Genomic DNA, 17,517 nt, shown 5'->3' with positions numbered 1-17,517 from the left:
TTCTCTTTTGCGGAGGCTGTTTTGCTTTGGGAAATGAAAAACCGGAAGGGCGGCAGATGCAATGGAATCAACGCTGATTGTAGGTGCGGACGAATTTTTCGGCCTTTCATTATGCGAGCGAATGATGGATGAAGGCATACATGTTGACGTTATTCTGGCTGAAACAGAAGATGAAATGAGACAAATGTACTTAGAAGAAAGACTCATGTGGCTTGGGAGAAATGAACTCTTTCGCCAGCTTGAACGCATTGGGGAGCGAAAATATGATACAATTTGTATCCAGTTCGTTGGCTTGCCCTTAGACCAATATGATTCTCCCTATGTATTAGTATATGAACAAGACCGAACAGAATGGGAAAAAATGAAAAAGACAGGTTCAGAAAAAGCGGTGATCCTTCCGAAAATGTATGGGCCTTGGAAAGAAGAAACTGAGGAAGACGGCTTTTACACAGACGATGTGGCAGACGAACTGCTGAGGTTTCTGCTTGAACCAAGCCGTGATAAAAGCAATAATCAGATTTTTAATTTGCAAGTCACACAAAAAACCTCGAAAGAAGAAGCAAAAACAAAAATTGTCGAGTGGAAAAGACAATTTTCATCAATTTTCGACAAATATTAAGAAAAACCTTCCATGTTTCGAGGTTTCTAGATACAATAAACGTATAAAAATAATACATGTTATAGCTTGTCAAAAGGAGTTGAACATGACTTGATCACAAGGCTTGTCATGATCTTTTCTGTCCTCCTTTTATTGAGCGGATGTGGACAAACTCCGTTTAAAGGAAAAATTGAGAAGGTCGGCATGCTCTTTCCTGATACGATTAATGACCTCGTATGGGGCACAAAAGGGTATAAAGGATTACTGAATATACAATCAAAATACAATGTGGACGTCTACTATAAAGAAGGCGTTAAAACAGATGAAGATATCATAAATGCGATTGAGGATTTTCATAAGCGGGGCGTCAACCTTCTCTATGGCCACGGAAGTGAATATGCAGAGGTATTTAACTTGGTCAGCGAAGATTATCCAGATATGGAATTCGTCATTTCTAATGCGGAAGCGAAAGGTGATAATGTGACGAGTGTCCATTTCAGCGGCGAAGCAATGGGCTTTTTTGGAGGAATGACAGCTGCCCATATGTCGAAAACGAATCAGGTCGGCGTGATTGCTTCCTTTACGTGGCAGCCAGAGGTTGACGGTTTTATCAAAGGTGCCAAATATGAAAACCCTGATATAGAAGTAAACACGAAATATACGGATCATTGGGATGATGATTCGACGGCAGTAAAGCTTTATCAGAAAATGAAGAACGAAGGCGCGGATGTTGTGTATCCCGCCGGAGACGGGTATAATGTTCCTGTCATTCAGCAAATCAAAAAAGACGGCCTTTATGCCATCGGCTATGTCACAGATCAATCAGATCTGGGCGAGAATACCGTATTAACCAGCACGGTGCAAAATGTGGACAAGGCCTATGAAATCATCGCTGAGCAATTCAACAAAGGCACCCTTGAAGGCGGAGATCATTACTACGACCTGAAAACGGGAGTTGTTGAAATGGGAACATTCAGTCCGCTTGTCGATAAAGACTTTCAGCAAAGAATCGCCAAGCTGATCAAAACGTACAACAAAACAGGCGAACTGCCAAAAAATGAGTAATGGAGTGACTTCACATGCAGCACGAAAAATCACTGGAGTTCTTGCAAATTGCCATGAAATATCTGCCTGAAGCGAAAGAACAGCTTGAAAAATCAGGCATTGAGCTGTCAATGGAGGCCATCCAGCCGTTTATGAATCTATTTACAACGGTAATGGCGGAAGCTTATGAGCTTGGCAAGTCTGATGCGAAATCTGAAACCGAATAAGAAAAAGCCACTTTTTTGAAAGTGGCTTTTCACATGATTTTCTTTTTAATAGCGGAAATCATCGGTGCAAGCTCCTTTAAAGCGGGCTTGATTTGATCAAGAGAGTTCATAATTGAACCGATTTGGTCCATAATATGCATGTAATTAATCATCTCTTCTTCGTTTGTCTGGGAAACCTCCTCTTGCTGTTCTTCCTTCTCTGCTGTTTGTTTTGCGGAATCGCCGAACATCATCTTTGAAAACACATCCAACTGCATACGCCTCCTTTCCATATACCATACTCTATGAGTAAGATGAACTGATAGTTTAGACGAATATATTGCCATGTGAAAAAAAATAGGATAGAATTAGTACCTGATACTAATAATTGATCACAACCGATTGATCTTCTAAATTTACGATATAAAGGAGTCTTCCCTTATGAAAGCTGGAATACTTGGTGTTGGACGTTACATTCCTGAGAAGGTTTTAACAAATCAAGATCTTGAAAAAATGGTTGAAACTTCTGACGAGTGGATTCGTACAAGAACAGGAATAGAAGAAAGAAGAATTGCCGCAGATGATGTGTATTCATCACATATGGCTGTTGCAGCAGCGAAAAAGGCGCTGGAACAAGCTCAAGTGGCAGCCGAGGACCTGGATATGATCCTGGTTGCAACTGTTACACCTGATCAGGCTTTTCCTACGGTCTCTTGTATGATTCAAGAACAGCTCGGCGCGAAGAAAGCGTGTGCTATGGATATCAGCGCGGCTTGTGCAGGCTTCATGTACGGGGTTGTAACCGGTAAGCAATTTATTGAATCCGGAACCTACAAGCATGTTCTTGTTGTCGGTGTAGAAAAGCTCTCAAGCATTACAGACTGGGAAGACCGCAACACAGCCGTTCTGTTTGGAGACGGAGCGGGCGCTGCGGTAGTCGGGCCAGTCAGTGATGACAGAGGAATCCTTTCATTTGAACTAGGAGCGGACGGCACAGGCGGTCAGCACTTGTATCTGAATGAAAAAGGACATACAATCATGAATGGACGAGAAGTTTTCAAATTTGCAGTCCGCCAAATGGGCGAATCATGTGTAAATGTCATTGAAAAAGCCGGACTCTCAAAAGAGGACGTCGACTTTTTGATTCCGCATCAGGCGAACATCCGTATTATGGAAGCCGCTCGCGAGCGTTTAGAGCTTCCTGTCGAAAAGATGTCTAAAACCGTTCATAAATATGGAAATACTTCTGCCGCATCCATTCCGATCTCACTTGTAGAAGAATTGGAAGCTGGTAAAATCAAAGACGGCGATGTGGTCGTTATGGTAGGGTTCGGCGGAGGATTAACATGGGGCGCCATTGCAATCCGCTGGGGCCGATAAAAAAAGTGAGGTGCACACAAGATGAGTAAAAAGAGAGTAGTTGTTACAGGACTTGGAGCATTATCTCCGCTTGGCAACGACGTCGATACAAGTTGGAATAACGCAATCAACGGTGTGTCCGGAATCGGTCCGATCACTCGTGTTGATGCTGAAGAATATCCGGCAAAAGTAGCCGCTGAGTTAAAAGACTTTAATGTTGAAGATTATATGGATAAAAAAGAAGCTAGAAAAATGGACCGCTTTACTCAATATGCGGTTGTAGCTGCGAAAATGGCAGTTGAAGACGCAGATCTCAACATTACCGATGAGATCGCACCGAGAGTCGGTGTTTGGGTAGGCTCCGGAATCGGAGGACTTGAAACACTAGAGTCTCAATTTGAAATTTTCTTAACAAAAGGCCCAAGACGTGTAAGCCCGTTTTTCGTGCCAATGATGATTCCTGATATGGCGACAGGCCAGATTTCTATTGCATTAGGAGCAAAAGGGGTTAACTCTTGTACCGTTACAGCATGTGCTACAGGAACGAATTCTATCGGTGACGCGTTCAAAGTCATTCAGCGCGGCGATGCAGACGTTATGGTCACAGGCGGAACAGAAGCGCCGCTGACAAGAATGTCATTCGCAGGCTTTAGCGCCAACAAAGCGTTGTCTACTAATCCAGATCCGAAAACAGCAAGCCGCCCATTCGATAAAAACCGTGATGGCTTTGTCATGGGTGAAGGTGCAGGGATTATCGTTCTTGAAGAACTTGAGCATGCCCTGGCCCGCGGCGCTAAGATTTACGGAGAAATTGTCGGCTACGGCTCAACGGGAGACGCTTATCATATCACAGCACCGGCACAAGACGGTGAAGGCGGAGCGAGAGCGATGCAAGAAGCCATTAAAGATGCGGGCATTGCCCCTGAAGAAATTGATTATATCAATGCTCACGGGACAAGCACGTATTACAATGACAAATACGAAACGATGGCGATTAAAACCGTCTTCGGCGAGCATGCGCATAAACTTGCGGTAAGCTCTACAAAATCGATGACAGGCCACCTCTTAGGAGCAGCTGGCGGTATTGAAGCGATTTTCTCTGTCCTTGCCATTAAAGAAGGTGTGATCCCACCGACAATCAATATTCAAACACCAGACGAAGAATGCGATCTAGATTATGTGCCTGATGAAGCCCGCAGACAGGATCTCAATTATGTTCTCAGCAACTCATTGGGATTCGGCGGACACAATGCAACATTAATCTTTAAGAAATATCAATCATAATCACGCCAAACCGGCTGCCCTTAAAGGGTAGCCGGTTTTTTTTGTGCGCATAGGATAAAAAAGAGGAGGCGATCACATGAGTGTGGAACAAACATATAGCTGGCTCGGGAAGGCTGCTTCAATAGATGATTTGGCGCATTACATTGTACCGCTTTTTTCAGGTGTGGAGAAAAAGAACTGGAAAGGCATTCTGGGCCACCTTCAGCATCATGGGATGTTTAAAAACATAAAAGAAGGAATTCATACTGCTTCCAAGCTGAAAGAAAAAGGTTTTTACGAGCATATTCAAAAGGAAGAACAGTACCTGAAAAACAAATGGCAAGGTCCTGATGTACCAATTGTCACGCTGCCGGTTGATGAACGAAACAGGAGAATTCGTTTAGAATTCGGATCAAAATCAGGACTCGCCTTTCAAGACAAAATGTTCCTCTTTCTCTCGTCAGATTTGGATTTTGCATCGGTATTTGCCCTGATGACACATGAATATCATCACGTTTGCCGGTTAGATCATCTGACAAAAGAGGAAAAGGATGTCACATTACTTGATACAATCATCATGGAAGGGCTTGCAGAATATGCTGTATATGAGAGGTTCGGCCGAAGTCAAATGGCTGAATGGACGTCTTGGTATACCGCTGAGCAGCTGCAAGCTTTATACGAAAAAAAGATTGCCCCCCATCTGGATATCAAACGGGACAATCGACTATTCTCCCAGCTGTTGTTCGGCAAAGGATATCAGCCGAAAATGCTTGGATACGCAGTCGGATTCAATATTGTAAAAAAATATTTAACAGCCAACAAGGCAAACACGGCAGACGGGCTGTCCATTCCTGCTGAAACCTTTTTGGATGCAACGCTTTAAAAGAATAAAATAATGGAATTTCGTTAATAATATTACATTTATCCTAAAAAATTCTTGATTTTGCAAAATGATTGTAATAATATACAACTATAAAATTTTTCGATAATTCAATATTATTTATTATTTCTGAATAAAGGGATTGCTTTCTCTTGAAAACGTTTGAAACAAGAGGGGGAAGGGGAGCTAGCATGAGCACACTTTTAGAAGTGAATAATTTAAAGACTTATTTTTTTAGAAAAAAGGAGCCGATCCCTGCGGTTGACGGAGTCGATTTTCACATCAGCAAAGGCGAAACCGTCGCGCTTGTAGGTGAATCGGGCTCCGGAAAAAGCATTACTTCTTTATCAATTATGGGTCTCGTCCAAAGCTCAGGCGGAAAAATCATGGACGGCTCTATTAAACTCGAAGACAAAGACCTCACCTCATTCACTGAAAACGACTATTGCAAAATCCGCGGAAACGAAGTATCCATGATCTTTCAGGAACCAATGACCTCCCTTAATCCGGTGCTAACAATCGGAGAACAAATTACCGAAGTGCTGATTTACCATAAAAACATGAAGAAAAAAGAGGCTCACCAAAGAGCTGTTGAACTCTTACAGATGGTCGGTTTCTCCCGGGCCGAGCAAATTATGAAGGAGTACCCGCACCGGCTGTCCGGCGGAATGAGACAGAGGGTGATGATTGCCATCGCACTCAGCTGTAACCCTAAACTGCTCATTGCCGATGAACCGACGACAGCGCTTGATGTGACAATACAAGCCCAAGTTCTGGAGCTGATGAAAGATCTCTGTCAGAAGTTCAATACTTCAATTCTTCTTATCACACACGACTTAGGTGTTGTATCGGAAGCAGCCGACAGAGTGATTGTCATGTACTGCGGACAAGTCGTAGAAAACGCCACAGTTGACGACTTATTTTTAGAGCCGCTTCACCCTTACACAGAAGGCCTGCTTACATCGATTCCTGTCATAGATGGAGAGATTGATAAATTAAATGCGATTAAAGGCAGCGTGCCGACACCAGATAATCTGCCGCCGGGGTGCCGTTTTGCCCCAAGGTGTCCGAAAGCCATGGATAAATGCTGGACACATCAGCCTTCGCTTTTAACGCACAAAAGCGGAAGAACAGTGAGATGCTTTTTATATGAGGAAGAGGGTGCCGAACAATCATGACAGCAGCTAATCAAGAAACAATCTTAGAGCTTCGTGACGTAAAAAAATACTTCCCGATCCGCTCAGGTCTTTTTCAAAGAAAAGTCGGCGATATAAAAGCGGTGGACGGTGTTTCATTTTCGTTACAAAAAGGAGAAACACTCGGAATCGTAGGAGAGTCCGGCTGCGGAAAATCGACTGCCGGCAGGACGATGATCAGGCTGTATAAACCAACTGAAGGCCAAATCCTTTTTAAAGGGCAGGATATTTCCAACCTGTCAGAGGAGAAGCTGCGGAAAAGTGTCCGCAAAAATATTCAAATGGTTTTCCAGGATCCATTTGCCTCTTTGAATCCAAGAAAAACGCTGCGTTCTATCATAAAGGAGCCGTTTAATACGCACCACATGTATACGATGCGTGAACGAAACGAGAAAGTCGAAGAACTGCTTACGAGAGTAGGTCTTCACCCATCGTTTGCCAGCCGTTATCCCCATGAATTTTCCGGCGGCCAGCGTCAGCGGATCGGCATCGCCAGAGCGCTCACTTTGAATCCAGAGCTGATCATTGCAGACGAACCGGTTTCCGCACTTGATGTATCCATTCAGGCCCAAGTGATTAACTTAATGGAAGAATTGCAGGAAGAATTTAATCTGACGTATCTATTTATCTCTCATGATCTAAGTGTCGTCCGCCATATCAGCGACAGAGTCGGAGTCATGTATCTTGGCAAAATGATGGAACTGACCGGCAAGCATGAGCTTTACGACAATCCGCTTCATCCATACACCCAAGCACTTCTATCGTCCGTCCCGGTTACAAGAAGAAAAGGTTCTGTCAAACGGGAACGCATCGTCCTGAAGGGAGAACTGCCAAGTCCGGCCAATCCGCCAAAAGGCTGCGTTTTCCACACAAGATGTCCTGCCGCAAAGCCGATATGCAAGGAACAAATACCAGAATTCAAAGAAGCTGCTCCCAGCCATTTTGTGGCTTGTCACCTTTATAGCTAATTATTGCCCGCACAGCTTTGAGAGGGGGTATGCGCACTACATAAACAACAGCTGAGAAGAACGAACATTTCAAGAGGGGGAATATCTAATGAAAAGACGGAAAACCGCACTGATGATGCTAAGTGTATTGATGGTTCTGGCCATCTTCTTATCGGCCTGCTCGGGATCAAAATCGAGCAGCAGCAGCGAGAAAAAATCAGCAGGCAAACCGCAGCAAGGCGGGGATTTGGTTGTTGGTTCAACTGGGGAGCCAACTCTGTTTAATCCACTCTATTCTACAGATGTCGCCAGTTCAGATATTGAAGGGATGATCTATAGTACATTATTAGAAACAGATGAAAAACTAAATGTGAAGCCTGCGCTAGCCGAGAAAGTGACAGAATCCAAGGATGGTCTGACTTATAATGTCAAGATTAGAAAAGGTGTAAAATTCCATGATGGGAAGGAACTTACAGCTGATGATGTTGTTTTCACATACAGCATCCCCATAAACAAGGATTATAATGGTGAACGCGGCTCTGGTTTTGAGTCACTTAAGTCAGTGACGAAAAAAGGTGATTATGAAGTTGAATTTAAATTAAAGAAAAAGGATGCGTATTTTTACAATGTTGTTTTAGATAGTTACGGTATTCTGCCTAAACACATTTTAGGGAAAGTACCAGTTTCAGATCTAGGCGAAAATGAATTTAATAGAAAGAATCCGATTGGTTCGGGTCCATTCAAGTTTGCTGAATGGAAAAAAGGAGATTATGTAAAACTTGAAGCTAATGAAGATTATTACGGCGGAAGACCATATTTAGATACAGTTACAGTAAAAACAATCCCGGATTCAAATGCAGCTGTTGCCCAGTTAAAGGCTGGAGATATTGATTTCTTTGTTGTTCCGGGTACTGATTTCGAGACAGTCAAGACATTTGATAATGTGAAAGTTAAATCAGATCTTGGTTTGAATTACAGCTATATTGGCTGGAATGAAAAAAATGAATTATTTAAAGACAAAAAAGTCCGCCAAGCTCTTACGCATGCACTTGATCGAAAAGCAATGGTGGATCAAGTGTTAAACGGTGATGGTGAAGTCGCAAACGTTCCTGAAAGTCCGCTATCTTGGAATTACCCGAAAAGTGATGTACCTACATTTGATTACAATCCTAAAAAAGCTAAGAAGCTTTTGAAAGAAGCGGGATGGAAAGATACAGACGGAGACGGTTACCTTGATAAGGATGGAAAGAAGTTTTCGTTTACCATTAAGACAAATCAAGGCAATAAAATTCGGGAAGATTTAGCGGTTGTTGTTCAGCAGCAACTAAAAGAAGTGGGAATTGAAGCAAAACCGCAAATTGTAGAATTTAGTGCACTTATTGAACAAACAAGTGCACCGAAATGGGACTATGATGCTTTGCTGCTTGGCTGGAGCTTGGCTACATTTCCGGATCAATTTTCAATTTTCCACTCCAGTCAATCAAAGAACGGATTAAATAACATATGGTATAAGAACCCTAAAGTCGATAAACTTTTGGAAGAAGCTAAATCTATTACAGACAGAAAAGAATATCAGAAAAAATACGAAGAAATCTATAAATTGATTGCAGAGGATCAGCCTTATTCATTCTTATTTTATTACAATTATCATAGGGCAATCCCAGCAAACATGCACGGCTATGTGTTCCATCCAAAGAATGACTTATATCATATTGAAAAATGGTGGCTTGAACAATAATTTTGAATCCCTAGAGAGGTGAGGATCCAGCATCCTTTCCTCTTTATCCTATTTTAGAAAAGGGGACAAGAAGATGGTTACATATATTGTTCGTCGAACATTAATGTCTTTGCCAATCCTTTTGGGCATTACAATATTATCATTTGCGATTATGAAAGCGGCGCCAGGTGACCCGATGTCATTAATGATGGACCCGACAATCAGCCAAGCTGACAGAGCGAAATTTATTGAAAAGTATGGACTCAATGACCCAGAGCCTGTTCAATACTTAAAATGGCTTGGAAATATGCTCCAGGGTGACTTCGGGACATCTATTGTTAAAAAGGGGACACCAGTTTCCGATCTAATCCTTTCACGTTTACCGAATACCTTGGTGCTTATGGTTTTTTCAACTCTTGTTGCTCTTCTGATTTCAATTCCTTTCGGAGTGCTTTCCGCGAAACGCCCTTATTCTAAACTTGACTATGGGATAACTGTTACATCATTTTTAGGGCTGGCTATCCCGAATTTCTGGTTCGGATTAATTCTTATTATGGTTCTTTCCGTAAATCTCGGTTGGTTTCCTACGGGGGGTGTCAGCACTTTAAACACTGACTTTAACATTTTTGATAGGATCCATCATTTAATTTTGCCAGCGTTTGTTTTAGCAACTGCTGATATGGCTGGTATTACTCGTTATACACGATCAAGTATGCTAGATGTATTAAAGCAGGATTATATAAGAACAGCTCGAGCAAAAGGGTTTAAAGAAAATAAAGTTATTTTCAAACATGGCTTGAGAAATGGTCTTCTGCCTGTTATTACAATTTTCGGATTGATGATTCCTTCATTTATTGGAGGTGCTGTCGTGGTTGAACAGATTTTTACTTGGCCTGGATTAGGGAAATTATTTATTGATTCGGCATTCTCTAGAGATTATCCGGTTATTATGGCCATGACTGTTATTTCTGCTGTTTTGGTTGTACTGGGAAACTTGATTGCGGATATTTTGTATGCATTAGTTGATCCGCGAATTGAATATTAAAAGGGGGAGGCACATATGGCACATCCAAACACTGCGGCTCCCTCTAATGAGGTAAAGCTAAAAGAAAATATTAGAAAAAAACCAGAAACAATGACTAGGATCTTTTTTGAGAAGTTTTTCAAAAATAAGCTTGCTGTTATAGGTGGTATCATTTTAACAGTTATCATTTTAATGGCGGTCTTTGCCCCTTTTATTGCGCCTTACTCGCCTGAGAGTCAATCTCTTTTAAATAAATTGAAGCCGCCAAGCCCTAAAAATCTAATGGGGACAGATAAGTTTGGACGCGATATATTTACAAGGGTGTTATATGGGGCTCGTGTGTCTTTATTGGTCGGCTTTGTCTCAGTAGTTGGTGCGATTACTATAGGCACCGTTGTTGGCGCCTTAGCAGGGTACTTTAAAGGAATAGTAGATGCTGTATTGATGAGGGCTGTCGATGTAGTCTTATCTATTCCGGATATTTTTCTGCTTATTACCTTAGTGACAATTTTTCAACCGGGAATGGATAAGTTAATTTTAATTTTTTCTCTGACGGGTTGGACTACAACAGCGAGGCTTGTCAGAGGTGAGTTTCTATCTCTTAGGTCAAGAGAATTTGTATTGGCTGCTAAAACAATAGGTACCAAAAATTACAAAATTATTTTTTCGCATATCTTACCGAATTGTATTGGGCCAATAATTGTCTCCGCTACTTTAAAAGTGGGCAGTGTCATTTTAGCTGAATCAACTTTAAGCTACTTGGGCTTCGGAATCCAGCCGCCAATCGCAAGCTGGGGAAATATGCTTCAGGATGCTCAAAACTTTACATTAATGATTCAAGCATGGTGGTACCCATTATTTCCCGGGCTATTTATTTTAATTACCGTTTTGTGCTTCAACTTTGTCGGTGATGGCCTTCGGGATGCACTGGACCCGAAAAATATTAAATAAAAATGAAAACAATATTGGTTACAAAATATAACGAAAACAGAAGAAAAGCAGATCTCTTTTTGTCAGAAAATATACAAAGAGATCTGCTTTTTGTGATTCTTACATAAACCCAGAGATTCCAGATTTCCTCAATCTCTTTGGAATAATTTCTCTGTCCCTTGCCTATACTGTGGACAACAGTTTTTATAAAAGTGAGGGGTTAGAGATGTTATTTCTTCATGATGTGTGGGTCAATTGGTTTGAAGGGGAAGAAAATGGCTACAATGTATGCCACTTTCACGAATGGCGCAAGGAAGATACGGTTGAGCTTTTGGATCAGGTGCCGCTGTTAAGGGTGCCGTCGGTACTGTTTCATTACATAGAAAACGATCTGTCTGAGCTTCCGAAAGGTTTGCTTGAAGACGTACATCAGAAATCGTACATTCGGAAAAACCACGAGCGGACAAAGCTGGAGTATTGTTTTGTCGTAACAGACGGAATTGGCATTTTGGCTGTCGACACGATCGGCTACACGATCCCTGTCAGAAAAAGCCGTCTGATCCCAAGACAGGAGCAGCTCGTTTATGAAATGGTAAAAGATGTGGAGCCTGAAACATATGAATTTGAGCCAAAGAAGCTGGAATCCTCCAAAGAATATCACATTTTATCATTAGCGCCAGAGCACGTCAGAGGACTAACAAGAAAAGAGCGGCAAATCAAGCAGCTGATGTTTATGGCGCTTGACCAATTAAAAGGGCTGAAAAACCGCGCTGAAATCGGCTACTGGTACACAGAGTGGAACCCGCATATGTATGAACAAATCAAACGGATGAGCTTTGAAGAGATTTGGGACATGCTGTATAACGAAACAATTGAAGGCTGGTCGGACAAGCATCTGGCTTTTTGCGAAAATCTGATAAAAGGACAGCCTTTTTTCGAAAAGCTATGGGAAATGGAAAACGAATCAAAGGTAAACTGAAAAAAACCGCTCTTTGCATAGAGCGGTTTTTTTGATCAGCGTCTTTTTCGGCCAAGACCCATGGCGTTCTCCATTTTTTTCAGCATTTTGTTCGCTGTCCGGTTCGCCCGTTCCGCGCCTTCATCAAGAATCCGGTCTAATTCATCAGATTCAATCAGTTCATGATAGCGGTCCTGAATCGGTTTTAATGCGTTAACCACGACTTCTGCCAAATCACCTTTAAACTCGCCGTAGCCTTTCCCTTCGTACTTTGCTTCAAGCTCCTCAATTGTCGTATTGCCGAGGATTGAATAAATCGTAAGAAGGTTGGAAACGCCCGGTTTGTTTTCTTTATCAAATTTTACAATGCCTTCAGAATCTGTTACAGCACTTTTGATTTTCTTTTCAAGGAGCTTCGGTTCATCCAGCAATGTAATATAAGCTTTCTGGTTCGGATCGGATTTGCTCATTTTCTTCAGCGGATCATTCAGAGACATGATGCGTGCGCCGACTTTTGGGATTTTCACTTCCGGAATGGTAAAGATGTCGTTATATTTTTTGTTGAAGCGTTCCGCGAGATTCCGCGTCAGCTCAAGGTGCTGCTTTTGATCCTCGCCGACAGGCACAAGATCCGTTCCGTACAGCAGAATATCAGCGGCCATCAGCGGCGGATACGTTAACAGGCCGGAAACGACGGCTTCATTGCCTTTGGATTTATCCTTAAATTGGGTCATCCGTTCAAGCTCGCCGATATATGCGACACACTGCAACATCCATCCGGCCTGCGCATGCGCGGGAACCTCTGACTGAATAAACAATGTTGCTTTTTCTGGATCAAGTCCGACAGCTAAGTAAAGCGCCGCCAGATTGCGGATATTCTTTCTTAGCTGAAGCCGGTCTTGAGGCACGGTAATCGCATGCTGATCCACGATGCAAAAATAGCTGTTATAATCATGCTGCAGTTCGACAAACTGCTTCATTGCACCGATATAGTTGCCGAGCGTAACGGAGCCGCTTGGCTGAATGCCTGAAAAAATCGTTTGTTTCATAAAAAATCAACCTCATTTCTTAAAACGTAATAAAAAAGGCTCATTCTTCCCCTGTAAAAAAGGGACGAATGAACCGTGGTACCACCCTGATTATTCCATTAAAATGGAATCACTCTGACGTTTGTAACGGAGTCTGCTCCGGCTGAGCCTACTTTTCGGGTTCGGTCAGCTGCTCCAAAGTCCATTCCACATTGCCCGTTATCTGCTCCCAGCACCGCAGACTCTCTTCAAACGGGTGAAATGTGTACTACTCTTTTTCATAGCACGCTTTTCTTTTGATTGCTTCATTATAAATCAATTATAACCAATTGTCATCATGAAAAAACATTCTTTTTTCCAGTAACATTGTAATGATATAAATACCAGGGGAGCTGTAAAACCCCTAAATGATAACTGCTATCAGCGTGAAAATAACAAGATATTATATGTAAAAAGCAATATGAGCAAAAAAACCATAAAATAGTTTTTAATCAATTTATGCTTTAAATGGTAGAAGGATATTATGTTCGTGGAAGAAAAACTAACGAAGTTTAAATATTTTAAATTGATAAAATAATATTGCAATAAATTATTTGTTTCATTATAATGAACTTGTTCACTCTATTGTTACAGCTTTTTTACAAAAATAATCAGAAAAGACGGAACAGAATAAAAGTTATGGAAACTCAGGTTCATTTGTCTGATATTTCTGAGGATTTAGCCGTAAGGAGCTGAAAAAATTATTATTAGGGGGTTTGCGAATTGAAAAAACGTTGGTCGATTGTCACGTTGATGCTCATTTTCACACTCGTGCTGAGCGCTTGCGGCTTTGGCGGCAGCGGGTCAAACGGTGAAGGGAAAAAGGACAGCAAAGGAAAGACGACACTTAACATTAATATTAAAACTGAGCCGTTCTCATTACATCCGGGATTGGCAAATGATTCAGTATCAGGCGGTGTCATCCGTCAGACTTTTGAAGGATTGACACGTATCAATGCAGATGGTGAGCCTGAAGAAGGCGCTGCTTCTAAAATTGAAACGAGCAAAGATGGAAAGACATATACATTTACAATTCGTGATGGTGCAAAATGGTCAAACGGCGACCCTGTAACAGCACAAGACTTTGAATATGCTTGGAAATGGGCGCTTGATCCTAATAACGAATCACAATACGCTTACCAGCTCTACTACATAAAAGGTGCTGAAGCGGCGAATACCGGCAAAGGCAGCCTTGATGATGTGGCAGTAAAAGCTGTAAATGACAAAACGCTGAAGGTTGAATTAAATAACCCGACTCCATATTTCACTGAATTAACTGCGTTCTACACGTATATGCCGATCAACAAGAAAATTGCAGAGAAAAATAAAAAGTGGAACACAAATGCCGGAGATGATTACGTATCAAACGGACCGTTCAAAATGACGGCATGGAAACACAGCGGATCTATCAAACTTGAAAAAAATGACCAGTATTGGGATAAAGACAAAGTCAAACTGAAGAACATTAATATGGTTATGATCAACAATAACAATACTGAACTGAAAAAATTCCAAGCTGGCGAACTTGATTGGGCCGGTATGCCGCTCGGACAGCTTCCGACAGAATCTCTGCCTACCTTGAAAAAAGACGGTTCTTTACATGTTGAGCCGATTGCAGGTGTCTATTGGTACAAATTCAACACTGAGGCTAAGCCGTTAGACAACGTAAATATCCGTAAAGCTTTAACATATTCGCTTGACCGTCAATCGATTGTTAAAAACGTTACACAGGGAGAGCAAATCCCGGCAATGGCTGCGGTGCCGCCGACAATGAAGGGATTTGAAGATAACAAAGAAGGCTACTTCAAAGACAACGATATCAAAACGGCAAAAGAATACCTTGAAAAAGGCCTGAAAGAAATGGGCTTGAGTAAGGCATCTGACCTGCCGAAAATCAAATTGTCTTATAACACTGATGAAGCACATGCGAAAATCGCTCAAGCTGTACAAGAAATGTGGAAGAAAAATTTAGGCGTGAATGTTGAGCTTGATAACTCAGAATGGAATGTATATATTGATAAACTCCACAGCCAAGACTATCAAATCGGCCGTATGGGCTGGCTCGGCGACTTCAATGATCCTATTAACTTCCTTGAATTGTTCCGTGACAAGGACGGAGGAAATAACGATACTGGCTGGGAAAATCCAGAATTCAAAAAGCTTCTGAACCAGTCACAAACTGAAACAGATAAAACAAAACGTGCAGCGCTGCTGAAAAAAGCAGAAGGTATTTTCATTGATGAAATGCCAGTTGCCCCAATCTATTTCTATACAGATACTTGGGTACAGGATGAAAACTTAAATGGTGTTATCATGCCAGGTACTGGTGAGGTTTATTTCAGAAACGCATATTTTAAATAAGGCTTCGTCTGAAAATAAAAGACCTCAAGGTATATGGGGAGAAAAACCCCATATACCTTTCTTACTGATGGAGTATAAAAATGTAAAAACCATGGAGGTGTTCCCCCTTGCTAAAATATATCGGAAGACGCTTAGTCTATATGATTATCACACTATTTGTGATTGTAACTGTGACATTCTTCTTAATGCAAGCAGCACCGGGCGGGCCATTTTCAGGTGAGAAAAAGCTTCCGCCTGAAATTGAAGCAAACTTAAATGCGCATTATGGCTTGGACAAGACGCTGTTTGTACAATATGTCAGTTATTTGAAATCAGTTGCAATGTGGGATTTCGGACCGTCATTTAAATATAAAGGTCAGAGTGTTAACGACCTGATCAGTTCAGGTTTCCCCGTTTCATTCACTCTTGGAGCAGAAGCTATTCTCCTCGCTTTAGCGTTAGGTGTATTGTTTGGGGTCATTGCAGCCCTTTACCATAATAAGTGGCAGGATTATACCGTCGCGATTTTAACAATCTTTGGTATTTCAGTTCCGAGCTTTATCATGGCGGCTGTTCTGCAATATGTGTTCTCCATGAAGCTTGGGCTGTTTCCGGTCGCGGGGTGGGAGTCCTGGGCATACACCTTTTTGCCTTCAATCGCACTTGCTTCCATGCCGATGGCGTTTATTGCCAGACTTTCCCGTTCAAGCATGATCGAAGTGTTAAACAGTGATTATATCCGTACAGCGAAAGCGAAAGGGCTGTCCCGCCCAGCGGTTACAGTGCGGCACGCCATTCGAAACGCGCTTTTGCCAGTTGTTACATACATGGGCCCGATGGCCGCGCAGGTCTTAACGGGGAGCTTCATTATAGAAACCATTTTTGGGATCCCAGGGCTTGGTGCACACTTCGTAAACAGTATTACAAACCGTGATTATACAGTCATTATGGGTGTAACGGTGTTCTTCAGTGTCATCCTGTTATTGTGTGTATTAATCGTAGATGTGTTATACGGCATTATTGATCCAAGAATCAAGCTTTCCAAAGCAAAGAAAGGAGCCTAGGCCATGCAGAACATTCCAAAAAACATGTTTGAACCAGCCGCAGCGAATGCCGGCGATGCAGAAAAAATAAGTAAAAAGAGCCTTTCCCTCTGGAAAGATGCGATGCTTCGCTTCCGCAGCAATAAGCTTGCAATGGTCGGGCTTATCATTATCGTGCTCATTATCCTTATGGCGATTTTTGCGCCGATGTTCTCAAGGTATGATTATTCAACTACTAATCTCTTAAATGCGGATAAGCCGCCTTCAAAAGATCATTGGTTCGGAACAGATGACCTTGGACGGGACATTTTCGTCCGTACATGGGTAGGAGCTCGAATCTCAATCTTTATCGGTGTTGCAGCCGCTGTTCTTGATTTGCTGATCGGCGTCATTTGGGGAAGCATTTCAGGATTCCGCGGAGGCAGAACCGATGAAATTATGATGCGTATCGCTGATATCCTTTGGGCAGTTCCTTCATTATTAATGGTTATCTTACTGATGGTTGTTCTTCCGAAAGGGCTATTTACAATTATTATTGCCATGACGATTACGGGCTGGATTAATATGGCCAGAATTGTACGCGGACAAGTGTTGCAGCTGAAGAATCAGGAGTATGTGCTTGCTTCACAGACACTTGGTGCAAAAACATCCCGTCTTCTGTTTAAACATATCGTGCCAAACGCAATGGGTTCTATTTTGGTCACGATGACATTGACAGTTCCTACTGCGATTTTCACAGAAGCCTTTTTAAGCTATTTGGGACTTGGTGTTCCGGCTCCGCTGGCAAGCTGGGGAACGATGGCTTCTGACGGATTGCCTGCATTGACCTATTATCCGTGGCGTTTATTCTTCCCTGCCGGATTTATCTGCATTACAATGTTTGGCTTTAACGTTGTCGGCGACGGATTAAGAGACGCATTGGATCCTAAGTTACGTAAATAAGGG

17 protein-coding genes and 1 other annotated feature are annotated in these 17,517 nt (G+C 42.1%); of the genes, 15 read left to right on the top strand and 2 right to left on the bottom strand.

The annotated features are described in order from the left end of the window. Positions 1-61: 61 nt before the first annotated feature. From KHQ79_RS14370 to comZ, 3 genes are all read left to right on the top strand, one after another. Positions 62-619 carry a hypothetical protein gene (locus KHQ79_RS14370; protein ID WP_225515738.1) on the top strand — a complete coding sequence of 186 codons (558 nt, stop codon included), beginning with the start codon at positions 62-64 and terminating at the stop codon, positions 617-619. A 90-nt stretch (positions 620-709) separates the two neighbouring features. Beyond that, entirely contained in the window at positions 710-1,663 is a 954-nt protein-coding gene (med, locus tag KHQ79_RS14365) for a transcriptional regulator Med (protein WP_019258048.1), read from the top strand. Positions 1,664-1,677: 14 nt separating this feature from the next. Then, on the top strand, positions 1,678-1,869 hold the full coding sequence (gene comZ, locus KHQ79_RS14360; RefSeq protein WP_003224559.1) for a ComG operon transcriptional repressor ComZ: 192 nt from the start codon (positions 1,678-1,680) through the stop codon (positions 1,867-1,869). Between the two features lie 29 nt (positions 1,870-1,898). Here the strand turns inward: comZ and yjzB are convergent, their stop codons facing one another. Then, positions 1,899-2,126, bottom strand: coding sequence for a spore coat protein YjzB (yjzB, locus tag KHQ79_RS14355; RefSeq protein WP_225515736.1), 228 nt, complete (start codon positions 2,124-2,126; stop codon positions 1,899-1,901). 163 nt (positions 2,127-2,289) lie between these two features. On the opposite strand from yjzB, the gene fabH reads away from it, so the two are divergent. The 9 genes from fabH to KHQ79_RS14310 all read left to right on the top strand — a co-directional run bounded on the left by fabH (position 2,290) and on the right by KHQ79_RS14310 (position 12,143). After that, entirely contained in the window at positions 2,290-3,228 is a 939-nt protein-coding gene (fabH, locus tag KHQ79_RS14350) for a beta-ketoacyl-ACP synthase III (RefSeq protein ID WP_225515734.1), read from the top strand. A 21-nt stretch (positions 3,229-3,249) separates the two neighbouring features. Further along, complete coding sequence (gene fabF, locus KHQ79_RS14345; RefSeq protein WP_060398370.1) at positions 3,250-4,491, top strand: beta-ketoacyl-ACP synthase II; 1,242 nt, start codon at positions 3,250-3,252, stop codon at positions 4,489-4,491. A 76-nt stretch (positions 4,492-4,567) separates the two neighbouring features. Further along, entirely contained in the window at positions 4,568-5,353 is a 786-nt protein-coding gene (locus tag KHQ79_RS14340) for a DUF2268 domain-containing putative Zn-dependent protease (RefSeq protein WP_225515732.1), read from the top strand. A gap of 188 nt (positions 5,354-5,541) precedes the next feature. Further along, positions 5,542-6,528, top strand: a complete 987-nt coding sequence (gene appD, locus KHQ79_RS14335) for an oligopeptide ABC transporter ATP-binding protein AppD (RefSeq protein WP_100274988.1) — start codon at positions 5,542-5,544, stop codon at positions 6,526-6,528. Further along, entirely contained in the window at positions 6,525-7,514 is a 990-nt protein-coding gene (gene appF / locus KHQ79_RS14330; RefSeq protein WP_225515730.1) for an oligopeptide ABC transporter ATP-binding protein AppF, read from the top strand. The genes appD and appF overlap by 4 nt, the downstream gene beginning before the upstream one ends. A gap of 88 nt (positions 7,515-7,602) precedes the next feature. Then, the gene (locus KHQ79_RS14325) at positions 7,603-9,231 is read left to right on the top strand and encodes a peptide-binding protein (protein WP_225515727.1); all 1,629 of its coding nucleotides are present in this window, start codon (positions 7,603-7,605) and stop codon (positions 9,229-9,231) included. 73 nt (positions 9,232-9,304) lie between these two features. Further along, positions 9,305-10,255: an ABC transporter permease gene (locus tag KHQ79_RS14320; RefSeq protein WP_133487929.1), complete on the top strand. Its 951-nt coding sequence runs from the start codon at positions 9,305-9,307 to the stop codon at positions 10,253-10,255. A 15-nt stretch (positions 10,256-10,270) separates the two neighbouring features. Next, positions 10,271-11,185, top strand: a complete 915-nt coding sequence (gene opp4C / locus KHQ79_RS14315) for an oligopeptide ABC transporter permease (protein WP_019258053.1) — start codon at positions 10,271-10,273, stop codon at positions 11,183-11,185. Positions 11,186-11,390: 205 nt separating this feature from the next. Continuing rightward, positions 11,391-12,143, top strand: coding sequence for a YjbA family protein (locus KHQ79_RS14310; protein ID WP_003239298.1), 753 nt, complete (start codon positions 11,391-11,393; stop codon positions 12,141-12,143). 35 nt (positions 12,144-12,178) lie between these two features. Here KHQ79_RS14310 and trpS read toward each other — a convergent pair whose 3' ends face one another. Next, entirely contained in the window at positions 12,179-13,171 is a 993-nt protein-coding gene (trpS, locus tag KHQ79_RS14305; RefSeq protein WP_225515725.1) for a tryptophan--tRNA ligase, read from the bottom strand. A gap of 57 nt (positions 13,172-13,228) precedes the next feature. Further along, positions 13,229-13,441: a binding site (T-box leader), on the bottom strand. A 471-nt stretch (positions 13,442-13,912) separates the two neighbouring features. On the opposite strand from trpS, the gene oppA reads away from it, so the two are divergent. From oppA to oppC, 3 genes are all read left to right on the top strand, one after another. Next, complete coding sequence (gene oppA, locus KHQ79_RS14300; protein WP_003239291.1) at positions 13,913-15,550, top strand: oligopeptide ABC transporter substrate-binding protein OppA; 1,638 nt, start codon at positions 13,913-13,915, stop codon at positions 15,548-15,550. A gap of 107 nt (positions 15,551-15,657) precedes the next feature. Beyond that, complete coding sequence (gene oppB, locus KHQ79_RS14295) at positions 15,658-16,593, top strand: oligopeptide ABC transporter permease OppB (RefSeq protein ID WP_225515723.1); 936 nt, start codon at positions 15,658-15,660, stop codon at positions 16,591-16,593. Positions 16,594-16,596: 3 nt separating this feature from the next. After that, the gene (gene oppC / locus KHQ79_RS14290) at positions 16,597-17,514 is read left to right on the top strand and encodes an oligopeptide ABC transporter permease OppC (RefSeq protein WP_003232954.1); all 918 of its coding nucleotides are present in this window, start codon (positions 16,597-16,599) and stop codon (positions 17,512-17,514) included. Positions 17,515-17,517: the final 3 nt, after the last annotated feature.

The sequence above is a fragment of the Bacillus sp. TSO22 genome (genome assembly GCF_020223595.1).
GTDB classification, from domain to species: Bacteria; Bacillota; Bacilli; order Bacillales; family Bacillaceae; genus Bacillus; species Bacillus inaquosorum.
This window is presented reverse-complemented; position numbering and strand designations above follow the sequence as displayed.